At 44.9% G+C, this 22,206-nt stretch carries 21 protein-coding genes and 1 tRNA gene; 14 read left to right on the top strand and 8 right to left on the bottom strand.

Annotated features, from left to right (window positions below; genetic code table 11):
- Window positions 1–10 precede the first annotated feature (10 nt).
- Together INP83_RS19870 and INP83_RS19865 are read left to right on the top strand one after the other, a co-directional pair.
- Window positions 11–81 (top strand) — tRNA-Cys (locus INP83_RS19870).
- A gap of 424 nt (window positions 82–505) precedes the next feature.
- On the top strand, window positions 506–1,435 hold the full coding sequence (locus INP83_RS19865) for a DUF5996 family protein (RefSeq protein ID WP_219125639.1): 930 nt from the start codon (window positions 506–508) through the stop codon (window positions 1,433–1,435).
- A 1-nt stretch (window position 1,436) separates the two neighbouring features.
- Here the strand turns inward: INP83_RS19865 and INP83_RS19860 are convergent, their stop codons facing one another.
- The gene (locus INP83_RS19860; RefSeq protein ID WP_219125638.1) at window positions 1,437–2,096 is read right to left on the bottom strand and encodes a class I SAM-dependent methyltransferase; all 660 of its coding nucleotides are present in this window, start codon (window positions 2,094–2,096) and stop codon (window positions 1,437–1,439) included.
- A gap of 156 nt (window positions 2,097–2,252) precedes the next feature.
- On the opposite strand from INP83_RS19860, the gene INP83_RS19855 reads away from it, so the two are divergent.
- From INP83_RS19855 to INP83_RS19845, 3 genes are all read left to right on the top strand, one after another.
- Window positions 2,253–4,421, top strand: coding sequence for a carbohydrate binding family 9 domain-containing protein (locus INP83_RS19855; protein ID WP_219125637.1), 2,169 nt, complete (start codon window positions 2,253–2,255; stop codon window positions 4,419–4,421).
- A 296-nt stretch (window positions 4,422–4,717) separates the two neighbouring features.
- Window positions 4,718–4,894 carry a hypothetical protein gene (locus INP83_RS19850; protein WP_186458795.1) on the top strand — a complete coding sequence of 59 codons (177 nt, stop codon included), beginning with the start codon at window positions 4,718–4,720 and terminating at the stop codon, window positions 4,892–4,894.
- A gap of 22 nt (window positions 4,895–4,916) precedes the next feature.
- A complete protein-coding gene (locus tag INP83_RS19845) occupies window positions 4,917–5,237 on the top strand; it encodes a phosphoribosylpyrophosphate synthetase (protein WP_219125636.1) in 321 nt (106 codons plus the stop codon).
- A gap of 227 nt (window positions 5,238–5,464) precedes the next feature.
- On the opposite strand, the gene INP83_RS19840 is transcribed toward INP83_RS19845, so the two are convergent.
- Together INP83_RS19840 and INP83_RS19835 are read right to left on the bottom strand one after the other, a co-directional pair.
- On the bottom strand, window positions 5,465–5,710 hold the full coding sequence (locus INP83_RS19840) for a hypothetical protein (protein ID WP_219125635.1): 246 nt from the start codon (window positions 5,708–5,710) through the stop codon (window positions 5,465–5,467).
- Window positions 5,711–5,753: 43 nt separating this feature from the next.
- Entirely contained in the window at window positions 5,754–6,998 is a 1,245-nt protein-coding gene (locus INP83_RS19835; RefSeq protein WP_219125634.1) for a cystathionine gamma-synthase family protein, read from the bottom strand.
- Between the two features lie 172 nt (window positions 6,999–7,170).
- Here INP83_RS19835 and INP83_RS19830 point away from each other — a divergent pair, with 172 nt between their 5' ends.
- Window positions 7,171–8,493: a hypothetical protein gene (locus INP83_RS19830; RefSeq protein ID WP_219125633.1), complete on the top strand. Its 1,323-nt coding sequence runs from the start codon at window positions 7,171–7,173 to the stop codon at window positions 8,491–8,493.
- 5 nt (window positions 8,494–8,498) lie between these two features.
- On the opposite strand, the gene INP83_RS19825 is transcribed toward INP83_RS19830, so the two are convergent.
- The 3 genes from INP83_RS19825 to INP83_RS19815 all read right to left on the bottom strand — a co-directional run bounded on the left by INP83_RS19825 (window position 8,499) and on the right by INP83_RS19815 (window position 11,291).
- Window positions 8,499–9,680 carry a hypothetical protein gene (locus INP83_RS19825; protein ID WP_219125632.1) on the bottom strand — a complete coding sequence of 394 codons (1,182 nt, stop codon included), beginning with the start codon at window positions 9,678–9,680 and terminating at the stop codon, window positions 8,499–8,501.
- Window positions 9,667–10,662 (bottom strand): DUF2157 domain-containing protein, encoded by a 996-nt coding sequence (locus INP83_RS19820; protein ID WP_219125631.1) that lies wholly within the window; start codon window positions 10,660–10,662, stop codon window positions 9,667–9,669. Before INP83_RS19820 ends, INP83_RS19825 begins: the two co-directional genes overlap by 14 nt.
- 107 nt (window positions 10,663–10,769) lie before the next feature.
- Entirely contained in the window at window positions 10,770–11,291 is a 522-nt protein-coding gene (locus INP83_RS19815) for an OmpA family protein (RefSeq protein WP_219125630.1), read from the bottom strand.
- A gap of 232 nt (window positions 11,292–11,523) precedes the next feature.
- On the opposite strand from INP83_RS19815, the gene INP83_RS19810 reads away from it, so the two are divergent.
- From INP83_RS19810 to INP83_RS19790, 5 genes are all read left to right on the top strand, one after another.
- The gene (locus INP83_RS19810; protein WP_219125629.1) at window positions 11,524–13,128 is read left to right on the top strand and encodes a tetratricopeptide repeat protein; all 1,605 of its coding nucleotides are present in this window, start codon (window positions 11,524–11,526) and stop codon (window positions 13,126–13,128) included.
- A 481-nt stretch (window positions 13,129–13,609) separates the two neighbouring features.
- Window positions 13,610–16,396: a TonB-dependent receptor gene (locus INP83_RS19805; RefSeq protein WP_219125628.1), complete on the top strand. Its 2,787-nt coding sequence runs from the start codon at window positions 13,610–13,612 to the stop codon at window positions 16,394–16,396.
- Between the two features lie 30 nt (window positions 16,397–16,426).
- Window positions 16,427–17,692, top strand: coding sequence for a right-handed parallel beta-helix repeat-containing protein (locus INP83_RS19800; RefSeq protein ID WP_219125627.1), 1,266 nt, complete (start codon window positions 16,427–16,429; stop codon window positions 17,690–17,692).
- Window positions 17,693–17,694: 2 nt separating this feature from the next.
- Entirely contained in the window at window positions 17,695–18,762 is a 1,068-nt protein-coding gene (locus INP83_RS19795) for a phytase (RefSeq protein WP_219125626.1), read from the top strand.
- Between the two features lie 98 nt (window positions 18,763–18,860).
- On the top strand, window positions 18,861–19,322 hold the full coding sequence (locus INP83_RS19790; RefSeq protein WP_219125625.1) for an RNA-binding protein: 462 nt from the start codon (window positions 18,861–18,863) through the stop codon (window positions 19,320–19,322).
- Between the two features lie 109 nt (window positions 19,323–19,431).
- On the opposite strand, the gene INP83_RS19785 is transcribed toward INP83_RS19790, so the two are convergent.
- Together INP83_RS19785 and INP83_RS19780 are read right to left on the bottom strand one after the other, a co-directional pair.
- Window positions 19,432–19,809, bottom strand: a complete 378-nt coding sequence (locus tag INP83_RS19785; RefSeq protein ID WP_146272871.1) for a response regulator transcription factor — start codon at window positions 19,807–19,809, stop codon at window positions 19,432–19,434.
- 60 nt (window positions 19,810–19,869) lie between these two features.
- Complete coding sequence (locus INP83_RS19780) at window positions 19,870–20,268, bottom strand: hypothetical protein (protein WP_219125624.1); 399 nt, start codon at window positions 20,266–20,268, stop codon at window positions 19,870–19,872.
- 4 nt (window positions 20,269–20,272) lie between these two features.
- On the opposite strand from INP83_RS19780, the gene INP83_RS19775 reads away from it, so the two are divergent.
- From INP83_RS19775 to INP83_RS19765, 3 genes are all read left to right on the top strand, one after another.
- On the top strand, window positions 20,273–20,539 hold the full coding sequence (locus tag INP83_RS19775; RefSeq protein ID WP_219125623.1) for a hypothetical protein: 267 nt from the start codon (window positions 20,273–20,275) through the stop codon (window positions 20,537–20,539).
- Window positions 20,540–20,552: 13 nt separating this feature from the next.
- Window positions 20,553–20,849: a hypothetical protein gene (locus INP83_RS19770; RefSeq protein ID WP_146272874.1), complete on the top strand. Its 297-nt coding sequence runs from the start codon at window positions 20,553–20,555 to the stop codon at window positions 20,847–20,849.
- Between the two features lie 66 nt (window positions 20,850–20,915).
- On the top strand, window positions 20,916–22,199 hold the full coding sequence (locus INP83_RS19765) for an MFS transporter (protein WP_219125622.1): 1,284 nt from the start codon (window positions 20,916–20,918) through the stop codon (window positions 22,197–22,199).
- The last annotated feature ends 7 nt before the right edge of the window (window positions 22,200–22,206 follow it).

Genomic DNA, 22,206 nt, shown 5'->3' with positions numbered 1-22,206 from the left:
GAAAATTTTAAGCCGCGTGACCGAGAGGATAGGTGAGGGCCTGCAAAACCTTACACGGTAGTTCGAATCTACCCGCGGCATCAAACTACTAAACTGCTAACTAAAGTAATTGGGCCGCAAGGCCCATTGCTTTTTTAGGCATACGCCAATCCTTCTTAAGAAAGACACGTGTAAAAAAGAACCGTGTCATTGCGAGCGATAGCGCGGCAATCTCATCGCGTTAGTGCCACGCGAGGAGATTGCCACGTCGTCCCGATAGCCATCGGGACTCCTCGCAATGACATGGCTTATTTCCTCATCCTCTTTGCGTAGCAGAAAGGGTCGCGCATCCCGATAGCAATAGGGACGGGGTGAGTCAACTCGTCAATTAACTCACCCCGACACCGCTACGCTTGTCGACCCCCTCTTCGCTGCGCGAAAAGAGGGTAAAGACAAAGCCCCTCTCCTTTGGAGAGGGGTTGGGGTGAGGCTCCAACAATTCCTCCCCCTCACTTGTAGTACCATTATGAGCAAATCAACACACAACTGGCCTGTTCTTGATTTTCATTACCTGAAAGATACCATTGCCACCGTACACATGTGGACGCAGATGATAGGCAAGGTACGTTTGAAAAAATCGCCTTGGATAAACCACTCCTGGCAGGTTACTTTGTATGTGAGCGCTAATGGCTTAACTACCGGAAGCATCCCTTACGAGGATGGTATTTTTCAGATAGATCTCGACCTGGTGAACCATCAGCTGCACATTACAACCAGCACAGGTGGTAAATGTACAGGCTCGTTAGGGGCAGCCACCATTGCCGATTTTTATCATACGCTGATGGATAAGCTGAAGGCCGTATGTGTTAACGTGGAGATCTATGCCGTACCAAACGAGTTGCAAACGGCTATTCCTTTTGCAGAAAATACTGCACCATGTTTGTATAACCCCGAGGCTATGCATACCCTTTGGCAGGCACTGGTGAGTATCAATAATGTGTTTACAAGATTTAGAGCAGGTTTTTTGGGCAAGTGCAGTCCGGTACATTTCTTTTGGGGCGCTTTTGATCTGGCAGTGACCCGTTTCAGTGGCCGCAAAGCGCCTAAGCATCCCGGTGGTGCGCCAAATATGCCGGTAGAGGTAATGCAGGAAGCATATTCGCACGAGGTAAGTTCATGCGGTTTTTGGCCGGGCAGCGAAGCCTTTCCGCAGCCGGTATTTTATTCCTACTGCTACCCAACACCTGATGAATTTGCCAAGCAGGAAGTCAGCCCTCCGCAGGCATTTTATAGCGGCGAGATGGGCGAGTTTATGATTACTTATGAAGTTGTACAGCAATCGGCAGACCCGGAAGCAACATTGTTACAGTTCCTGCAGTCAACTTACGATGCTGCCGCCCGCACCGGCAATTGGGACAAAAACCTGGAGTGCGATCTGCAATGGCTAAAGCAATAATTTAAAACAGGGTTTTTGACGGCTTTTTAGCTGGCGAAGGTTGCTGCTTGTTACCTGTCTTTCGCAGGCACCAGGTGGTCATACAGCGCAAGCCTTGTACATTGGTGGTTTTTATCGGCTCAAATAATTCACCCCCAAGGTCAACGGTGTATTCCATCAGCATACCCTCATCAACCAGGTAGCGTTGCGAACCATCGGGCAGTACATAACGGCCATTACCCAACTCCTGTACTTTGTCAGCAATGCCAATAGTTGATGCCAGGCGTGCAAAAAGGTAACCGCCCGGCTTTATCACCCGCCACATTGACCGTAGCATGGCATCAAAATGATTATGATCATTGGCAAAATGCAACACGGCGCTGCTGATAACCAGGTCAAAGATGTTATCCTCATAAGGTAATGCTTCTGCAGCAGCAACCTTAAAATTATCTGCAGGCAGCGTAGGTGCAAGTATTGCAGCCATTTGTTTTACCTGCTCAATAGCTTCGGCGTTGGGGTCTATACCATGTATGTTAAAACCATTTTGCAGAAAATAAATAATATTCCTTCCGCCACCGCAGCCTGCATCTAAAATATCCGGGCAGTTATCAAAAGTGCCTTTCAGTAACTGGTCGAACAAGTAAATATCAATATTGCCGAAAGCATGCTGCAGGTTGCTCATAACCGCTTAATTGTTAAGGGTGCTAATGTAACAATAACGTGTATGGTTTAAAAGATTATACCCCACTAATTAGGTAGTGTAATGCATTATCAATATTATTGTGTATCGCCCCCACCAAAGGCGCTGGTATTATCTCACACTGTTACCGTACCAATTTTGACTAAACTTAAACTGATACTGCTGCTTGGCGTTGTGCTGCTTTGCAATGCCGCCCTCGCGCAGAAAAAGAACGCTAATTATCAATTGCATATTAAACGGGCAAAAGGTGCCATTAAAATTGATGGTTTGCTTGATGAGAGCGATTGGCTTAACGCCGATAGCACCGGCAGGTTTTACATGGTATTACCTATGGATACCAGCTACGCTAATTTAAATACGGTTGTGCGCACGGCCTATGATGATAACAACTTTTACATTTCGGCAGTTTGTTATACGCCCACGCCGGGCTATATGGTGGAGTCGCTTAAGCGCGATTTCAGTTTTCTGAAGAACGATAACTTTATTTTTTTTATGGACCCCTTTGATGCCCGTACGGATGGCTTCACTTTTGGCGCTAATGCCGTTGGTGCACAGTGGGACGGGATAATGTTTGAGGGGAGCAAGGTTGACCTGAGCTGGGACAATAAATGGTACTCAGTTGTAAAGACCTACCCCGATAAGTGGGTTTTTGAAGCCGCTATCCCGTTTAAAAGTATCCGCTACAAAAAAGGCATCAAAGAGTGGGGCATCAACTTTAGTCGTAACGACCTGAAGAGCACCGAAAAATCGGCCTGGGCACCTGTTCCGCGGCAGTTCCCGACAGCGGCTTTGGCTTATACCGGTACATTGGTTTGGGACGAGGCACCTCCTGTGGCAACGCATAACATTTCGCTTATCCCGTACGCCCTGGGTGGTATTACTAAGGATTTTGAGCATAATAAAGATGCTGTTTGGCGTAAAGAAATAGGGGGAGATGTAAAGATAGGCCTCACTTCATCACTCAACCTCGACCTTACCGTTAACCCTGATTTCTCACAGGTGGATGTGGACCAGCAGGTGATCAATCTAAACAGATACGAGCTGTTCTTCCCGGAGAAAAGGCAGTTCTTTTTAGAGAACGGCGACCTGTTTGCCAACTTTGGCTATGCGGATATTCGGCCTTTCTTTTCGCGCAGGGTGGGTTTAAATGCGCCTATCCGCGGAGGGGCAAGGTTAACAGGTAAAATAGATAAGAACTGGCGGGTGGGGGTAATGGATATCCAGACAGGCCAATCAAGCTCGGATAACCTATCGGCACAAAACTTTGGTGTGGTTACCTTGCAGCGCAGGGTATTTTCCCGATCAAACATCGGTATCATGTTCGTAAATAAAGATGCAACTGGCAGCGCCCCAAACCCGGATAGCAAAGGATCGGCCTACAACCGAAACCTGGGCGTGGAATATAACCTGGCATCATCAAATAACCAATGGACGGGTAAGCTTTTGGGGCTTAAATCATTTAGTCCGGGTGTAAGCGGGCACGATTATGTGCAGGCGGCTAACCTGCAATACCTGAGTAAATACTGGACCATAGCCCTGCAGCAACAGTATGTTGGCCGAAACTACAATGCAGAATCGGGCTACGTACCGCGGAAAGGCTACAATAAACTTGCGCCGTTGCTGCAACATAACTTTTTGCCTAAGAATGGTATCATCCTATCGCACGGGCCACAGATAAGCGGCACTTACTTTTTTGATGAGCGTTACAAGCCTACTGATAACGAGACCATCCTAAGCTATTTGATCACCTTCCGGAACAGGGCAACGCTAACGGTATCAGGATTAAATGATTATGTGAAACTGCTACAGCCGTTTGACCCAACCAACACCGGTAAAACCCCGTTGCCAACAGGTTTTGAAAACCACTGGAGCACGATTGATATACAATATACATCGAAACCGCAGAGCGTATTTACTTACCTGGTTGAGGCCGCGCGCGGTGGCTATTACGATAACGGAACCAAAAACACGCTGATAGGGCAGGTGGGCTACCGTTTTCAGCCTTATGTTAATTTGCTGGTTAATGTTTCATACAACGACCTGCATTTGCCCGCGCCATACGGTCGTAATAAATTTTGGTTGATTGGTCCGCGTGCTGATGTTACATTTACCAATACCTTGTACTTTACAACATTTGTACAATACAATGAGCAGGCGCGTAACATGAACATCAATAGCAGGTTACAATGGCGCTACAAGCCGGCATCAGACCTGTTCATTGTTTACGGCGATAATTCTATCCCATCGCCCTTTACTATTAAAAACAGGCAGCTTACCATCAAGTGGACGTATTGGTGTAATATCTGATTAAATATATTAATCCCCTCCCTTGGGAGCGATGCGTTGGCTGAGAGCACAGGCAGGGAGGGGTATAGTCGCGTAAGAGCCTCTCGACCGGTGGACTCACCCGGTCTACGCTTTACCGACCACCCTCTCTGCTGCAAGCAGCAAAGAGATTAAACCTTTCACCCTCTTTTAGTGTAGCGAAAAGAGTGTCGACAAGCGTCAGCGATGTTGGGGTGAGTTAAAAAATGTAAATTGATCACGCCACCCTAAAATTCTTTTATGCCAAACCATCTACCCCATTTCGGTGTTAAAAAGGCATGAATAAATTTTTCCGTGCATTAATTGCTGCCTGGGGTGCTAAAAAACTTGGCGGCGGGTGTTTGTCTACAATTGTTATCTTTATTATTATTTACACGCTATTAGGTAAATGCGATAACACATCGCGTGCCGCTGCGCCCGTTCACAATGTAAAAACAGTAGCAGTTAGCAGATAATTTTAATTGCAATTTTGTACTTATGAAACAGATGACCACCGTAAGCGAAGTGATCAATAACCTTCGCGAGAAAGGATATACCGAAGATTTTAACCTTACTGAGAACTGCCTTAAATGCGCAGGTAACCAATTACAACTGCATCCCGAAGATTTTGTGGTTGATAAGCATTACCGTTTTGAGGGCGATTCAAACCCTGATGATGAGGCAATAGTTTATGCTATTTCATCAGAAAAATATAACATGAAAGGCGTGCTGGTTAATGGTTACGGCCTTTCCGCTGATCCGGTTGCCGATGAAATGGTGAAGGCCCTTGCTGAAAAGCCGGGAGCAACGGATCTGTAATTTATTTTTAAGTGTCATTGCGAGCGTAGCGTGGCAATCTCATGGCGTTTAGACGAACGCGAGGAGATTGCCACGTCGTTCCTCCTCGCAATGACACGTTTTAGTAATAAGAAAGCCAGCGCATTGCGCTGGCTTTCTTATTATCTCTGCTGTCCTGGTGAGCCTGTCGAACCAGTATCGCGCAGGTAGGTCTTCGACGAGCTCAGACTGACGAACTTTAGCTTATTCTATCCCAACAAATCTATTTTCTCTTCAATTTTATCAGCTATCAAATGCACCAGTTTATTATCCAACTGCGCGGGGTTTTGGCAAACCGATAGCGTTTCATGGTCGTCCGGATTAAAGCTAACCAGTAACTTTTCATCCTGAAAAACCTCGATCTTACAACGCTGATGGCTGTGATGCAAATATTCCTTTACCTCCAGCGCTAAGTTCTTTTTGTTGTATTTAATATTAAGATTGAACTTCTCCATGGCTTTCCCAGTTTATAATTAAACCAGCCGGGCGCGGTATTGTTCAGGAAATGGCATCAAATGCTTTCTTAAAGTCGTTAAGCAGGTCTTCGCGGTCTTCAATACCTACAGATAAACGGATCATACCTTCAGGGATGCCCATTTCGGCGCGGCGTTCCGGACCCAACTCAAAGAAAATAGTTTGCGCAACCGGGATAGACAGCGTGCGGGTATCGCCCAGGTTACTGCTTTTGATAACCACCTCTAAATTATTAAGGAAGGCAAAAACATCTACACCATCTTTCAACGCAAAGCTCATCAACCCACCATGCAGGCGGAACAATTTTTTTGATAACTCATGCTGCGGGTGGTCCGGCAGGCCCGGGTAGTAAACCTTGTCAACCAACGGGTGGCTATCCAGATATTCGGCCAAAGCCATGGCATTACCGCATGAGCGCTCCAGGCGCAATGCAAGTGTTTCTGCACCTACCGATAGGTTGTGTGCAGCTTCAGGGGCAAGTGTACCACCACCATCGCGCAGGCCCCGTTTGCGGATCTGCGTAATGCCCAAAAGTTCCGGTTTAATTTGCTGCCGCAACACCTCGGCTATGCCGGAGTAATTAGCCCAGTTATACAGGCCGGTATCGGTCACCGCACCACCGAGTGCGTTACCGTGCCCACCAATGTATTTGGTTAGCGAGTTTACTACTAAAGATGCCTTTACATCATAAGGTGTAAATATATATGGCGAGGTCATGGTGTTATCTACCACGTAGATCAATCCTTTTTCTTCACAAAGGTCGCCTATGGCCTGCAGGTCGGCAATTTGAGTAGCCGGGTTGGCAATGGTCTCAGCAAAAACCATACAGGTGTTGGGCTTGCAGGCTGCCTTAACGTTCTCAACAGATGTGGCATCAACAAAGCTGATATCAAGCCCCATTTCAGTAAAGGTGGTAAGCACACTTCGGCTGTTGCCAAATAAAAAAGAGCTGGCAATAATATGGCTTCCCTCTTTTACCAGTGCGAAGACAGTTGCCATTATGGCTGCCATACCGGTAGAAAAACTTACCGTGGCAATGCCTTTTTCCATCATGGTTATCTTGCTCTCCAACGCTGCCGTGGTGGGGTTACCCTGGCGCGAATAAGCAAACCCTTTAGCCTTATTCTGAAATACGTTCACCAGGTCCTGCACATCATCAAAGCCCCACGTTACGGCAGTGTGAATAGGCTGGTGCAAAGCGCCAAATTCAGGTTTGCGTAAACGGTCGGCGTGGAGCAGGGTGGTAGTAAATCCTTTTTGTTGAGTCATGATTATTAGAACAGTAGATAATATTTCGCAATGATAGGGTATCTGTGCTTTAAATGCAAAGCAGGATGGTTATTAGCGCTAAAGTTTGACATTCACCACATCGTTGAAAACTGGTACAAACCTTAAATGAAATGGATTTGTTACCTTGCAGCACATTTTACAAAGCTACCGTATGAAGAAATTGTTGTTACTGGTGCCCGTGTTGTTCGCGCTTTCGTGCAAGCAAAGAGCATCAGATAGTGTTGAAGGAAAAAAACTGAATAAGTTGGCCCAGCAATATGTTACCCTTGGCCTCACTATCGGCCAGTACGACAAAGATTTTGTAGATGCCTACTACGGCCCCGACTCCCTGAAACCTAAAGAACTTACCGAAAAGGTTGATAAAGACGATTTTCCGCGCGATAGTATCCTGGCATCCATCAACGAGTTGATGAACAGCATAAAAATAGCCGGTGATGATGCCAAAATAGACTCTAACCGTATCCGTGCACGCTGGATCTACAACCAGTTGATGGCCTTTAACCGCCGCGTTCGCAATTTTGCCGGTGAGTCCATTTCGTTTGACGAGGAATCTAAAGAGCTATTCGGCGTTGCCGCGCCCGCCTATGCCGAGGAGTATTTTAAGGCTGAGTTAGATAAACTGGACAGCATCCTGCCGGGCAAAGGAAACGTGAACGACAGGTTTCAGAAACTGGCTAATAAGTTTGTCATCCCGAAGGATAAAATTGAACCGGTGATGAAGGCCGCTATAGCCGAAGCGCGTAAACGTACTATCGCACATTTTAAACTGCCCGTAGGCGAAAGTTTAACACTTGAGCTGGTAAATGATAAACCGTGGAACGGCTATAACTGGTACAAAGGCAATTATAAAAGTGATGTGCAGATCAACACCGATATTAAAATATTTATCGACAGGGCCATTGACGTAGGAAGCCATGAAAGCTATCCCGGTCACCATGTTTATAACATGCTGTTAGAGAAAAACCTGTATCACGACAGGGGATGGGTTGAAATATCTTTATATCCGCTATTCAGTCCGCAATCATTAATAGCCGAGGGAAGCGCAAACTTCGGTATTGAGATGGCTTTCCCGGGCGATGAAAAAGTGAAGTTTGCCAAGAGTGTGTTGTTGCCGATGGCCGGTTTGGATACCGCCGGTGCCGACCTGTATTTTAAAGCCCTTGCCATCAAGAACCGCTTGAACTACGCCCGTAACGAAGCCGCCCGCGGTTTAATAAACGATACCATGAGCCCCAGCAAGGCACGTAACTACCTGCGTAAATACTGCCTCATGAATGATGAAACTGCTGATAAATCAATGGATTTTATTAAAAAATATCGCAGCTACGTTATCAACTACAACTACGGCCAGGATCTTGTAAAAGACTACATCGAACGCAATGGCGGTAAAACCAGTAACCCGCAAAAGCGATGGGAACTATTTGGTCAGTTGTTAAGCAACCCGGTCAGCCCAGCCGATTTGTTGAAGAAATAACGGTTTTAAAAACTTCCGCTTGAGCCGCCGCCACCACCTGTGCCACCGCCAAAAGGCGTTTGCTGTGCTGCGTTAGTGGTTGTAATTGATGATCCGGTTTGGCCTATTACAAAGCCTTCGATATTTAATCTGTCCCAATCTTTTGCTTTTTCCAGTTGAGCCGAGGTTAGGCCATGTTTTGGCTGCTTTAAATACCTGATAACAGTGTAGGCTAACAATAGCAGTATTGCGCCGCCAATGGTGAGCATTACTTCAATAGGCAGCAGATGAAAGTAATTCCTGAATGTAGCTACCGCTGCAGCCGTTATCAGTAGTCCAAGCCTCAGCAAAAAACTACTTTTACTGCGAATACCTATTGCTACCAGCACCGCAGGCATCAACATGGTCCACACCCAAAAGAAAAATCCTAACCTTACGTAGGTATTGTTATCAGCAAGATGGTGTAAAAGATTATTTAACTTGTTTACTACAAAGTAATTACCGGAAAGGTAAAATACTATTAAAGCTACGCAACGCGCAACATCAATACATGTATGATAATAAGCAAGCTTATCGTTCCTGCGCATTTTATTAAGCAGATAGTAGGCCGTGGCTGCAACAATTATCATTAAAAAAGGCATAGTAGCCATACCAAAGCTTCCCAGTTTTGTCCAACTGAAATAAATCAGACTAAAAAAGCAAACGCAGCTGCCTGCAGCCACTAAAACATCCGCAAAGCGAAGTGTAAGCAAAACAGCAGCAACGAGCAGAATGATAAATTGTGGTATCTCTCCAAACGCCCCATACCGCGGGTTGCTAAAGATCCATACAATGGCAAAAGTAAATAGCCCGGCACTGTAATACAGCAAGGCATTGTCAATGCCCGAATGGAAGTAGTTGTTTGTACGTGTCATCAATTCGGTACAGGTATAGTAAGCAAAGCTGAGAAACAACCACCAGTAGGGAGATTCAAAGAAACCTGTCCAACCGGTTGCTAAACTCAACAATACTGTTATAAGTGCAAGAGCAATTAAAGTAAGAATGAAGAACCCTACACGACCAACTATTTTAGGCAGGTAAAAACCTACGTGATAGTGTTGTTTTATGGCAGTCAACTCATCCTTGCTAATGTATCCAGACTCATGATCAGATTGTACCATTTTAACAACTCGTAAATTATCAAGCCATAGTTTATTATATATGATCATCGGCTTTTAGTTTACGATTAATGTTAACGAGTAATATGATAAGCCCTATTACAGATGCGATGAATACCATCAGCAACAAATAGAAAAATTCCATACCGTCCAGCTTGGCATCTACCGATATCTTAATTACGAGCCCACATAAAGCGATGTAGCCATAAACTATCGATATCATTATAAAATAGAATGAACGCTCTCTAAAACTTTCCCTATACATATAACCTGCAAATGTAAACACTACCGCAACGTAAACCAGCGACAGGCTTTGCTCAAAATAGTGAAAGAAACCTGCAATGAGCGCTACGAAAACTATATGTGTACCGTAGTTTTGGTAACTAAATTTGAAATGCTTTTTGATATCCAAACGAGCGTTGAGATATGCAGTAGAAAGTAAAATCGCGCCCAAAACCAAATAAGTGTTGATGAGTTTCGGCGTATTAAATTCACCCATCATCAGCAAGGTCTTTGGTGTGATAGATACCCCCATCCAGATGCCCAGGTTTACTATTGCCATGCTGAGAATGCCCAGGTGATCAAAGTTGTAAGCGATATAAAACAACAGCACCATAGGTACAAAAGTGGCCAGGCCATAATTTATACCGAATGCATTGTATTGATATTGGAGGTAACCGATAAATATGACCAATGTGATACTACCTAATAACAAAACGTAATCAAAGCCCATAGTAGGTGAGGGCATTTTCTGTTTGCTGAAAGGCTTTTTGTGCTTAAAACAGTAATAAAAGCAGCCTACGGTGATCATCGCTATGATACCTAATACCGCCTGATGGCCAATTGTATCAATGTTTTTGTAAATAAGCGTTCCTAAACCCCCGGTAAGCAGCACCACGCCCAGGTACATGATAACGTTAAGTTCCCGGTGTATGGATAAAAGGGGCGTTTCGTCGCGGATTTTAAGTTTTTGAAGGCTATCGTCGTTTAGCAGCCCTTCAGCATGGAGCTTGTTATAGATGTCTTGTTTCAAAGGCTAAGTTGAATGTTGATTTTAAAGGTAACAAAATCAACCGGGTTGTAAAGCAAAAACGGCCCGTGCTTTACCAAGCACGGGCCGTTTTGATTAATCAAAAACAATTATAGTTTTTGTATCTCAACGCGGCGGTTAACAGCGCGTTCTTCTTCTGTTTTGTTACCGTTCAATGGCTTACTTTCGCCAAAGCCTTTTACTATCAGGCGGCTGGCATCAATGCCGCTATTAACCAGGTAAGTTTTTACCGAGTTGGCACGCTCTACTGAAAGATCCATGTTATGTTGTTCGCTGCCCTCTGCAGATGAGTTACCGTTAAGCTGGAAGTTGACAGATGCATCCTTTTTCATTTCGGCAACGGCCTTATCTAATATCGGGTAGGCGGTAGTTTTTAATATGCCTGAGTTAAACTCAAACTGTATGTTCTTAAAGTTATAATCTGGTGGGGCCGGTGCCGGAGCTGGTGCAGGCGGTGGCGGCGGCGGGGTTGGCGCTGGTGCTGGTGCTGCCTTTGGCGGCGGCGGTGGCGGCGGGGCCTGTACTATTGGTTTCTTTGATTTACAAGCCGGTAGTATAGCTACCGAAGCTGCAATAAGTAATGGAAGGTAGATCGCTTTTAAAAACTTCATTCTTTTGCTGTTTTGTTTCAGTTTTAAACGGTTAGGGTCAGTGCGATATTGTAAATAATATGCTTCAACCGGGCTCAAATGTAGTAATCGTTCATCATTATCAAATAAATATCCTGCTTAAAAACGGCATAGCGGCATTTTCATATATGTTTATAAGCGCCGGTTGCTTAACATTAATTTAATATGTAACCGCTTATTTTGCAACGCCACTTGTTAACGAAGCAATTTGCTGATGCTGAAATATCTTTCCACTTTATTATTGGTTTGTGTAATAACTTTGGAGTTGCGTGCGCAAAGCGTTAACCTGCAGGCAGCAAAAGTGTTGGCACAAAAGCACCCGGATAGCGCGCTGATCATGCTGAGGCAGCTATACGCTAAAGCACAGGAGCAACAGGATAAAACAAGCGAAGGATTATGCCTGCAACAAATGGGCACTATCTGTTACAATCAGGGGCATTACAGCCAGGCCCTTGATTTTTACCTGCACGCCGATAAGCTTTTTACCGAAGCTAAACAACCATTACTATCAGCAGCTAACATGGGCGATATGGGTTTGTTGTATTATTATAACAAACAGACTGACAGGTCGCGTACGTACTATAACAGGGCATTGGCCATTTACACACGTCAAAACGATATTAAGGGGCAGGCACAGGTATTGGGCAGCATAGGGCACCTTTACGAGAAAACGCGTAAGTATGATAGTGCCTTTTATTACCAAAACCAGGCGCTTTTAAAATATCAGCAGGCTAATTTTAAGCAGGGTGCTGCCAAAATATATGAGAACCTGGGCAGCATTTATGAAGATCTGGCAAAGTTTGATTCTGCCTATGTAAGCTTTAGCAGGTCACTTCAATTATACCGCGACCAGCATAATGAGGTAGGAAGTATAGAAGTAATAAACAATTTAGGGGATATACTGCGCAAAACGGGCAAGTACAAAGAAAGCCTGTTGCAAACCCGCCATGCCCTGCAACTGGCAAGCCAAATGGGCAACGTTTACCAAATGGCATCATGCACAAAAGATATGGGCAAAACCTTTGAGTTGATGGGGCAAACGGATAGCGCGTATCATTATTCGGAACTAAGCAGGAGATATTCGCTTGAGGTATATTCCCTTGATGGGGCAAAGCAAACTACATTTTTACAGGTTTTGTATGATTTTAACAAAAAGAGCGATGAAATAGCACGCCTGAACAACATACGCAAGCTTAATCGCATTATTGGTGTAGCCGTGGCCGTAGTGGTAGTTTTGTTGGTTATTTTGGGGATAGTGATCTTTAGCAGGCAGCGTTTAAAATTGCGCGACCAACAATTGCTTGCCCGCCAGAAAGCTGCAGAACACGAAGTGATGCAGTTAGAATTTAAGAACCAACAACTGGAAGAACAGGGACTTAAACAGCAACTTGATATTAAAAGCCGCGAGCTATCAAACCATACGCTCAATCTGATCAAAAACAACCAGTTTTTGGAACAGATGCGCAGCAAACTACAGGCGATGGTGAAAGACGACCGCCGCGACCAGAAAAAGCAGATGCAGCAGCTGATAGCTGAGATAAATGAGAATTTTAACCATGAGCAGCACTGGCGCGAGTTTACCGTAGCGTTTGAGCAGGTGCACCAGCAATTCTTTGATAGCCTGCGGGCCTTTAGTCAGGAACTTACATCTGCCGATATGCGCCTGATAGCTCTTATCAAGATGAATCTTGACTCTGCCGATATAGCTACTCTTTTAGGCATATCTACAGACAGCTTACGTGTGTCCCGTTACCGCCTTCGTAAAAAACTGAATATCCAGCAGGGGGATAATTTGTCGGCGTTTATACAAACATTGTAGAGGCTTTATAAATATCGCTTTCATATCGACTCACCCCGACATTGCTGGCGCTTGTCGACCCTCTCTTCGCTGCACGAAAAGAGAGTAAAGATGTATTTTTTCCCTCTTTGCTGCTGGCAGCAGAGAGAGAAGTCCAGCGTAACGTAGACCGGGTGAGTAAGTCTCCAAGAAGATAAAACAACAACAACACGTAAAAGATTATTTAAGCCATTCCACCGTTACAATCACCTCTCCACAAAGCCGTATAACCACATCTTAAAGCAGTTAACATTTTCTTAATGTAACGATAATAAAACCATAATGGCGGTTTTTATTTATCATAAGTAATTGAATATCATTTACTTTTAAACTTATGTTGCCTTTCGGTATACGGCACTTGTAACGCTGTTGCCTTTTGGTAACGGTCAAAATTTCATTTGTATTTGGGCGTATACACACCTTTGCAGCGTCATCAAAAAACTATTGACGAAACCCAACAACAATGAACAAACTTTTACAGATCTTATTGCCATTGCTTTTTTGCGCTACCGTAGCCAGCGCCACAAAAATAAAGGGCCGTGTATATGATAAACAATCGGGCGAGGTGCTGGTAGGCGCTACCGTTGTTTTAGAGAACAAAGGAAAGGCAACTACCACCGGCCTTGACGGCTCCTTTGAAATAAAGGGCTTGGAACCAGGCAAGGCTACCATCCGTATCAGTTATCTAACCTACAAAACCATTCGCCAGGAGATAACTATTCTTAAAGAAGATAACGAGCGCTTTAAATTTTATATGGAGAGCGCTTCAACAGATCTTAACGAGGTTGTTGTGCGTTCAACAACCGGCGGCTCAAATGACCGTGATGCACGCCGCATTGAGCAGAACGCCACGCAGATCATGAACATTGTATCAGGCAAGGCTATAGAAGTATCGCCGGATCTTACCGTAGCTAACGTAATGCAGCGCGTATCCGGCGTTTCGATAGAGCGTAACAGCAACGGCGACGGACAGTTTGCCATTATCCGCGGTATGGATAAACGCTACAATTATACTTTGGTAAACGGCGTAAAGCTGCCAAGCCCTGATAACAAATACCGTTACGTACCGCTCGACCTTTTCCCCTCTGACCTTTTAGATCGCCTGGAAGTACACAAATCCCTAACGCCAAACCTTGAAGGTGACGCCATTGGTGGTGTTACCAACATGGTGATGAAAAGCGCACCAGACCATTTCCAGGTGAACGCCAATATTGCAACCGGTTATAACCAGTTATTTTTTGACCGAAACTTTACCAGCTATAATTCATCTGGCATCAGGGATAAATCTCCGTATGAGCTAAATGGCCGTAATTACAACGCAACCCAGGCTGATTTTACCAAAGGAACGCTTGATTACACCAGTAAGAAACCTGCTCCTAACGTTGTGGGCAGCATGTCAATCGGCCAGCGCTTTTTAGATGGCAAGTTAGGCGTAATATTGGCCGGCAGCTACCAAAATACCTACCGCGGTAGCAATAGTACCTTCTATAATTCGTCAAATACGGGTACAGATAAATATGCCGTTATCACCAGCAAAAGCTACCGCGAATACTCTGAACAGCAGAAGCGTTTAGGTTTGCATGGAAAGGTTGATTACGTGTTTGATAAAAACAACAAGATAAGCCTGTACAATGCTTATTTCAACTTGCAAAATCAGCAATTGCGCGATGCCCTCGGTACCACATACAATGGCGTGTATGACCCTGCAAATGGCAACGCCGAGCTAACATATACCACGCGTAGCCGTTTAACCAAACAGCAGATATATAATAGCACCCTGCATGGTGATCACAAATTTTTTGATGATAAATTTAAGGTGCAATGGTCTGCAGTGTATTCTTCAGCGCGTAACGAGGTGCCTGATAATACTACCATCAGCTTAAACGGAATAGAGCAAAATTTTGTAGATAAACGCACATCATTGGTAAATACTTCACCGGTGCAGCGCCGCTGGGAACGTAATACAGATGAAGACAAAGCAGGTTACTTAGACCTTACTTACAATATATTTAAAGGTACTAATACCACCGATAGGTTAGATGTTGTTGTAGGTGGTTTATACCGGGATAAGCAACGTAGTAGCTTTTACAACAACTACACGCTGGCACCTTTGGCAGCCGATGCCAACAAGCAATATGGTGTTGATTTCCAAAACTACACTCAGCTAAACCTGGTAGTGACCAACCCTACGGGTGCAGTTGCCAACCCGCTTACATATGATGCATCTGAAAAAACCTCTGCCGGTTACGGTATGTTCAAATACAATACTGATAAATGGGACATAACTGCTGGTGCGCGCGTTGAGCATACCAACCAGGGTTATAATCTGCTTTTCCCGGCAGGTGAGACCAAACCGAACGGCAGCCAGATATACACGGATGTATTGCCAAGCGCAATTGTTAAGTATCGCTTTACCGATAAAACCCAATTACACGCGTCATACTACCGAGCCCTTAACCGCCCGGGTTTTTACGAGATAGTGCCGAGCAAGATTGTTAACGAAGAATACCAGGAGCGCGGTAACCCTAATTTGAAACGCGCCCTTGCAGATAACTACGATCTGCGTTACGAACTTTTTCCGGGTGCATCAGAGCAGTTACTGGTGGGTGCCTTTTACAAACGTATCAAAGACCCTATAGAGTACACCTTTCAGCCGGATGCAACCCGTGGTCAGGATGTGTACTACAGCCCGGGTAACTTTGGAACTGCTAAAAACTACGGTATAGAACTTGACTACATTAAGTTTTTTAATAAAATAGGTGTAAAGGCAAACTACACGTACACCCACTCGCGTATCGTTACGCCAAAAACATCAAGAAGGATAAACCCAACTACAGGCGATATTGAAGCATTTTTAGTTAACCAAACGCGTCCGCTTTACGGCCAGTCTAATCACATTGCAAACTTTGCCTTGTTGTATAAAGACACCAAAAAGGGCTGGGATGCGCAGGTGGCAGGTGCATACACCGGCGAACGCATCAACACAGTATCGCAGTTCCTGGATAACGATCTGTGGCAGAAAGGTTTCATCCAAATGGACATCTCTGCGGAGAAACGCTTTGCGAAAAGCTTCAGCGTGTTCATTAAGGCAAACAACGTACTTAACACACCGGCTAAATTCTTTATAAAAGGTACTAACCCTGCCAATGATAAAATAAAAGAAGACCTGGTGAAAAATAACCAAACGCTTATCCGTGCCGATTACTACGGCCAAAGCTACCTGTTAGGTTTAAGGTATAAATTCAATTAAGAAGCAGTTATCAAACAAAAGCATATCATCATGAAATTTAAACAACTATTAACCGCTGCAACCATTGCCCTTATGGCATTTAGCGGCTGCCAAAAGGCAAACATTGATGTAGATACATCGCCACAAAATGGCTCTGCCATGGGCGAGGTATCTGGCGTGTGGGCAAAGAACAGCGTGCACGAGATAAAAGGCGACATCATCATCCCCGAAGGAAAATCGCTTACCATAGAGGAAGGTGTAACCGTTTTGATGGATGCAACTGCCAAACCTGAAGTTGTTGTTAAAGGTAACCTGTATTCGTTAGGTACTGCAGGCAACCCGGTAAAGTTTACCGTTAGCGATGCTTACCGCACACCGGATAACAAATTTGGCAAGCTATGGGGTGGTATATTAGCCGCACCAACCTGTGCCGAACTGGTTTTGGATAACACGATATTGGAGTATGGCGGCAACACCACATCTGATGCTTCCACATCTGTAAAAATGGGTCTTTACAAAGCTACGGCCGGTGAAAACCTGCCTGCACTTTGGTTCTCGAACGTAAATGGCAAGCTGGTGGTTACCAACAGCATCATCCGCAATTTCCAGGAAGATTGCACCTATATTGAAGGTGGTAAGATCATTTTTGCCAACAACGTTTTTTACACTACCGGCGTAACCGGCGGCGAGGCCATGAACTTCAAATCGGGCTGTTTGGCCGATGTTGGCTTTAACCTTGTTTATAGCTGTAACACCAATGCACTCAAATTATCAAACAGTGGCGACCGTAACCCGCAGGCATACATCATAGCGTACAACAACACCATGGTTAACACCGGCTGGCGCAGGCCAACTGCTAAAGGTGGTTCGGTTTGGTTAGAAGCTACCGTACGTGCCGATCTTTATAACAACTTGTTTGCCAACACCCGTTTCGGTATCAAACGCGATCCTAAAAAGGTTGAAGATGCGCGTTCTAAAAACGATTACAACTGGTACTACGGTTTTGATCAAACTACCGTTAACCAATTTCAGGTAGGTAAAAACGATGTTGTTACAGGCGGTACGCATGATGTACGCGGAACAACAGCAGGTGATAACGATCCGAAATTCATCAATTACCCGCTGAGCAATGCCGTGACAAGTCCTGATTTTAACACTGCATGGGATTTCCATCTGCAAGGTAATTCACCTGTATTGGGTAAGGGCACTACCGGTTTTACACGTTTCTACAAAACGGGTATCGTGATGAGTAACGGTATAACTTACACCTCGCCGGAGCCTGCTACTTACATGGGTGCTTACGGAACTAAACTGTAATAATGAAGAAAGATCTTTTAAGCATGGCCACGCTGTTGTCGGTTCTGTCAATTACGGCAGTGGCATGCCATGCACAGGTTAACCCCAATGAAGTTAAACCTGTTGTGATAACTGAGCCGGTTAAGTACGATACTGACGATCCGGCTATATGGGTGAACAAAGCAGAACCGGCAAAAAGCCTGGTAATTGGAACAGACAAGGATGCCGACGGTGCGCTTTATGTTTTTGATCTGCAAGGCAAGATCATTGCAGACAAAGTTGTGCGTGGCCTAAAACGCCCTAATAATGTTGACCTGGCTTACGGCTTGATGCTTAACGGCAAGCCTACAGATATTGCGATCACTACCGAGCGCATGACGCACAAGCTGCGGATTTTCTCGGTACCCGATATGAAGCCGGTTGACAACGGCGGGATTGAGATGTTTGTTGGTGAGAACGGTTTTGAGTTTCGCGACCTGATGGGTATTGCTATTTACACTGCTAAGGATGGTAAAATGTATGCCATGGTGGGCCGTAAAAGCGGGCCTAAAACCGGCGGTTACATTTGGCAGTACTTATTACAGGATGATGGTACCGGCAACGTAAAGGCATCATTAGTACGTAAGTTTGGCGAGTACAGCGGCAAAAAGGAAATAGAATCTATTGCGGTGGATAATGAGTTAGGCTATGTTTACTACTCTGATGAACAGGTAGGCGTACGCCAGTATTATGCCGACCCTGATAAAGGCAACAAGCAATTATCTATTTTTGGTACAACCGGTTTTGCAGCAGATCATGAAGGAATTTCCATCGACAAAACCGGTGACAGCACTGGCTACATCCTGGTGTCAGACCAGGGGGCAAACCGTTTCCAGGTTTTTAGCAGAGAAGGTACATCGGCGAATCAATTTGAGCATCAGCTTGTAAAAGTTGTGCCCGTGGCCGCCCGCCAAAGCGATGGCTCTGATGTAGTTAACGTACCCCTGAATGATACCTTTAAACATGGCTTATTTGTAGCCATGAGCGATGATAAAACATTTCATTTTTACCGTTGGGAGGACATTGCAGGTAAGCTACTGAAAGTAAAATAGTTATATATTATTCATATATTTACAGGGCCTGCGTAAAAGCGGGCCTTGCTGTTTTAAATTAGGTTGTTTTAACGTACCTTTGGCGCAGTATTCTACTTATGACAAAATTATTTGTGGTGGGTTTCCCACGCGAAATGGACGAAATGTCCCTGGCCCAATTATTTGGACCACATGGTGATATTGATATCCTTACTATCGTACGCGATAAATTTACCAAGCAAAGCAAAGGATTCGGCTTTATACACATGAAAGATGCCGAAGGCGCTCAGATGGCCATTGAGGCTTTAGACGGCAAAGAATTTGGCGACCGCAAATTAGAGGTGCGCATTGCCGAAGAAAAGCCTGCGCCGGTTAACGGTAACAGGGCCTCTCAAAAGCGTTTTCCGCCGCGTACTAATAATAGCGGTTACGGTGGTGGCAACAGCTACGGTAATAAAAGCTACGGTAGTGGCGATGGTAACAGTCGCAACTACAATAGTGGTAACAGCTATAACCGCAATAACGATAACAGATCATCCTCATCAGACTTTAAGCCTAAACGCCCGCGTTTAAGCAAATAGATCGACGGGTATATCACATAACAAGAACGCCCCGGCAATTTTGCCGGGGCGTTCTTGTTTATCACCTTATCGGCTGATAATGTATATCATGAGTTGCGCTAAATCTTGTTTAGGCAACGTTACTTGATGAACCGGTGAATCTTTTAACTTTTTCCACAAAATCCGGCAGCTCAAATGGTTTGCTCAGGTAATCGTCTGCACCACATTTATCTTTAATTTGTGGCAGGTCAGGCGAAGCCGAAACCAGCACCACCGGCGTGTGTTTAAGATCCGGTTGCTCCTTAATGTAGCGGCAAACTTGTTGTCCATCCTCACCTGCAAGGTTAAGATCAAGCATTACCAGGGCAACCTCCTCATTCTTAAGCTTTCGCATTGCCGATGCAGTGTCACTTAAACTAATCACCTTATAGCCTTCTATCTCCAGTAATATGCACATCATTTCGCCAATTACCGGCTCATCCTCAATTACAAGTACTTTATCCCTCATATAATCACCTATGCAAACAAAAGGCCATAAACACCAGAAACCGCACTTGTTAATAATAATTTAAAAATTTCTTATCCAGGGGCGGTGGATGAGCGGAGAAAATGCCCAGGGGATGGACGTAAATATGATCAACAGCCCTATACTGAACCAGATAAGCTGGGTTTTAAATTTCAACTGGTCAGTGGGCTGTCGTTTAACTTTAACACTCCCAATGGTCATGATGATGATTGCAGCCAGCATCATAAACACGTGCTCCATCCCGAAGAACCTGATCTCGCGCATGTGCACCGCCTGTTTAAAGTGTTGCCAGAAATAACTTACAACCGGGCTGATGATGTAAAGCCATACACCAAATACTAATTGGATATGCAACACTGATGAAGTAATAACACGCAGGCGGTTATCCCACAACGTGTATTTAGTATTGGCCCTAAGCGCCCAAAAAGAGCGGATTAACATAATTATGACAAACAAAAGCACCAGCCAGCGCGTTGCCGAATGTAAAGCTAAGAGAGGTGTATACATTATAGTGAAGACGATTGTGAGCCGCGGATATTTTAAACTTTTTTGTGATGCTTTGCCGGGTGGCGGGGCAACACTTGCCGATGTGATAAACAGGATAGTTAATGGTAAAACCGATAGGTTATTTTACTCTGGATTTGTTTGGGAATATGCTGTTAATAATTATATTTGTTTAAAGGACGAACGTTCAAATTTCAGGTTACTTTAAATCCTTATCTAACATGAATCCATTAGAACTTTCACCACTGGCCGACCTTTGCACATCTATTGCAGGTCTTTTAAAAGCAGAACTGGGCGCTCATGGCCATGTAACCGCCGTAGCTAATCAAATTGTAATTTCCATCTCCCGTTTTGAGGTTGAGCATCGTTTAGGCAACCTGCTGCAACAGATCTATCGTTCGGTTGATCTGCACTTTCCGGCGCGGAAGGAAAACGTTTCGCTCATCATCCGTGATGCTGAAGGCGTTTATGAGAACTGCTTTAAAATATGGCATACCGTTACCAAGGCCAAAGGATAGATTTAAGCTGTTAAAAGGCAATCCGTCTGTGTTTGTGAATTATATCTAATTTGATATGTTTGGTTCATGAACCCACAAGCCTCCTCTGCAAATTCGGCAGGCCGTATTTTGCTGGCAAGCCTCATTGGCACCACTATCGAGTTTTTCGATTTTTACATATACGCCACCGCAGCAGTGCTGGTGTTTCCCAAGTTATTTTTTCATTCATCAGATCCTACTTCGGCAACGCTGGAATCATTAGCCACATTTGCGCTGGCCTTTTTCGCACGGCCCTTGGGCGCGGCGTTGTTCGGGCATTTTGGTGACAGGAAAGGGCGTAAAGCTACCCTGGTTGCAGCGCTGATGACCATGGGGCCTTCAACCGTTGCCATTGGTCTGTTGCCGGGATATGACAGCATCGGTATTTTTGCACCTTTGCTGCTGGCGCTTTTCAGATTTGGGCAGGGTTTAGGTTTAGGCGGCGAGTGGGGTGGCGCTGTTCTGCTGGCTACAGAAAATGCACCTGCAAATAAAAAGGCCTGGTATGGCATGTTCCCGCAGTTGGGGGCGCCTATTGGTTTCTTACTCTCGAGCGCTACGTTTTATATTTTAGGAAAGGTGATGAGCGACCAGGATTTTATCAATTTCGGCTGGCGTATCCCCTTTATCGCGAGCGCTGTACTGATATTGCTTGGTTTGTACGTACGTTTAAAAATCACCGAGACACCTGAGTTTACCAAAGTGATAGATAATAACGAACGCTCTAAGGTGCCCTTTGCCGATGTTTTCACCAGGCATACCAAAGCTATTACTTTAGGCACGCTGGCTACTATAACTACATTTCTACTTTTTTACCTCATGACGGTATTCACCTTAAGCTGGGGTACATCCAAACTCAACTTCAGTAAAAATAATTTCCTGGTGATGCAAATGATTTCCATGCTGGCTTTCGGTGCGGGTATACCGCTATCGGCTGTAGTGGCAGACAGGTTTGGCCGAAACCGCATGCTGATTTTGGCCAGTGCATGTATCATGGTATTCGGGTTGGTGTTTGCCCCGTTCTTTTCATCGCACGATAGAGTGGTTACAACCCTGTTTCTCTCAACAGGTATGTTCCTGATGGGCCTAACTTACGGGCCCATTGGTACGGCCCTGGCAGAGATATTCCCGGCATCGGTACGTTATACCGGTGCATCGCTGGCTTTTACGCTGGCAGGTATTTTGGGCGCATCTTTAACGCCTTACCTGGCAACAAAGCTGGCTAATAGCTACGGTTTGCAGTATGTGGGTTATTACCTAACAGCCGCTGCAACGCTTACTTTATTAGCTTTGATCATGGCCCGCAAAATAATGGCGACGCAACATTCGTAAACGCAGC

Origin of the sequence: Mucilaginibacter sp. 21P (assembly GCF_019331605.1) — a bacterium.
In the GTDB taxonomy this organism is placed as follows: Bacteria; Bacteroidota; Bacteroidia; order Sphingobacteriales; family Sphingobacteriaceae; genus Mucilaginibacter; species Mucilaginibacter achroorhodeus.
Note: the sequence above shows the minus strand (reverse complement) of the source record. Positions and strands in the feature narration are given on the sequence as shown.

Bases quoted from the DNA above. Each gene is read 5' to 3' on its own strand.
- INP83_RS19865 (WP_219125639.1), top strand. From the start codon at position 506: ATGAGCAAATCAACACACAACTGGCCTGTTCTTGATTTTCATTACCTG.
- INP83_RS19860 (WP_219125638.1), bottom strand. From the start codon at position 2,096: ATGAGCAACCTGCAGCATGCTTTCGGCAATATTGATATTTACTTGTTC.
- INP83_RS19850 (WP_186458795.1), top strand. From the start codon at position 4,718: ATGAATAAATTTTTCCGTGCATTAATTGCTGCCTGGGGTGCTAAAAAA.
- INP83_RS19845 (WP_219125636.1), top strand. From the start codon at position 4,917: ATGAAACAGATGACCACCGTAAGCGAAGTGATCAATAACCTTCGCGAG.
- INP83_RS19840 (WP_219125635.1), bottom strand. From the start codon at position 5,710: ATGGAGAAGTTCAATCTTAATATTAAATACAACAAAAAGAACTTAGCG.
- INP83_RS19835 (WP_219125634.1), bottom strand. From the start codon at position 6,998: ATGACTCAACAAAAAGGATTTACTACCACCCTGCTCCACGCCGACCGT.
- INP83_RS19830 (WP_219125633.1), top strand. From the start codon at position 7,171: ATGAAGAAATTGTTGTTACTGGTGCCCGTGTTGTTCGCGCTTTCGTGC.
- INP83_RS19825 (WP_219125632.1), bottom strand. From the start codon at position 9,680: ATGATCATATATAATAAACTATGGCTTGATAATTTACGAGTTGTTAAA.
- INP83_RS19815 (WP_219125630.1), bottom strand. From the start codon at position 11,291: ATGAAGTTTTTAAAAGCGATCTACCTTCCATTACTTATTGCAGCTTCG.
- INP83_RS19810 (WP_219125629.1), top strand. From the start codon at position 11,524: ATGCTGAAATATCTTTCCACTTTATTATTGGTTTGTGTAATAACTTTG.
- INP83_RS19805 (WP_219125628.1), top strand. From the start codon at position 13,610: ATGAACAAACTTTTACAGATCTTATTGCCATTGCTTTTTTGCGCTACC.
- INP83_RS19800 (WP_219125627.1), top strand. From the start codon at position 16,427: ATGAAATTTAAACAACTATTAACCGCTGCAACCATTGCCCTTATGGCA.
- INP83_RS19795 (WP_219125626.1), top strand. From the start codon at position 17,695: ATGAAGAAAGATCTTTTAAGCATGGCCACGCTGTTGTCGGTTCTGTCA.
- INP83_RS19790 (WP_219125625.1), top strand. From the start codon at position 18,861: ATGACAAAATTATTTGTGGTGGGTTTCCCACGCGAAATGGACGAAATG.
- INP83_RS19785 (WP_146272871.1), bottom strand. From the start codon at position 19,809: ATGAGGGATAAAGTACTTGTAATTGAGGATGAGCCGGTAATTGGCGAA.
- INP83_RS19780 (WP_219125624.1), bottom strand. From the start codon at position 20,268: ATGTTAATCCGCTCTTTTTGGGCGCTTAGGGCCAATACTAAATACACG.
- INP83_RS19775 (WP_219125623.1), top strand. From the start codon at position 20,273: ATGACAAACAAAAGCACCAGCCAGCGCGTTGCCGAATGTAAAGCTAAG.
- INP83_RS19770 (WP_146272874.1), top strand. From the start codon at position 20,553: ATGAATCCATTAGAACTTTCACCACTGGCCGACCTTTGCACATCTATT.
- INP83_RS19765 (WP_219125622.1), top strand. From the start codon at position 20,916: ATGAACCCACAAGCCTCCTCTGCAAATTCGGCAGGCCGTATTTTGCTG.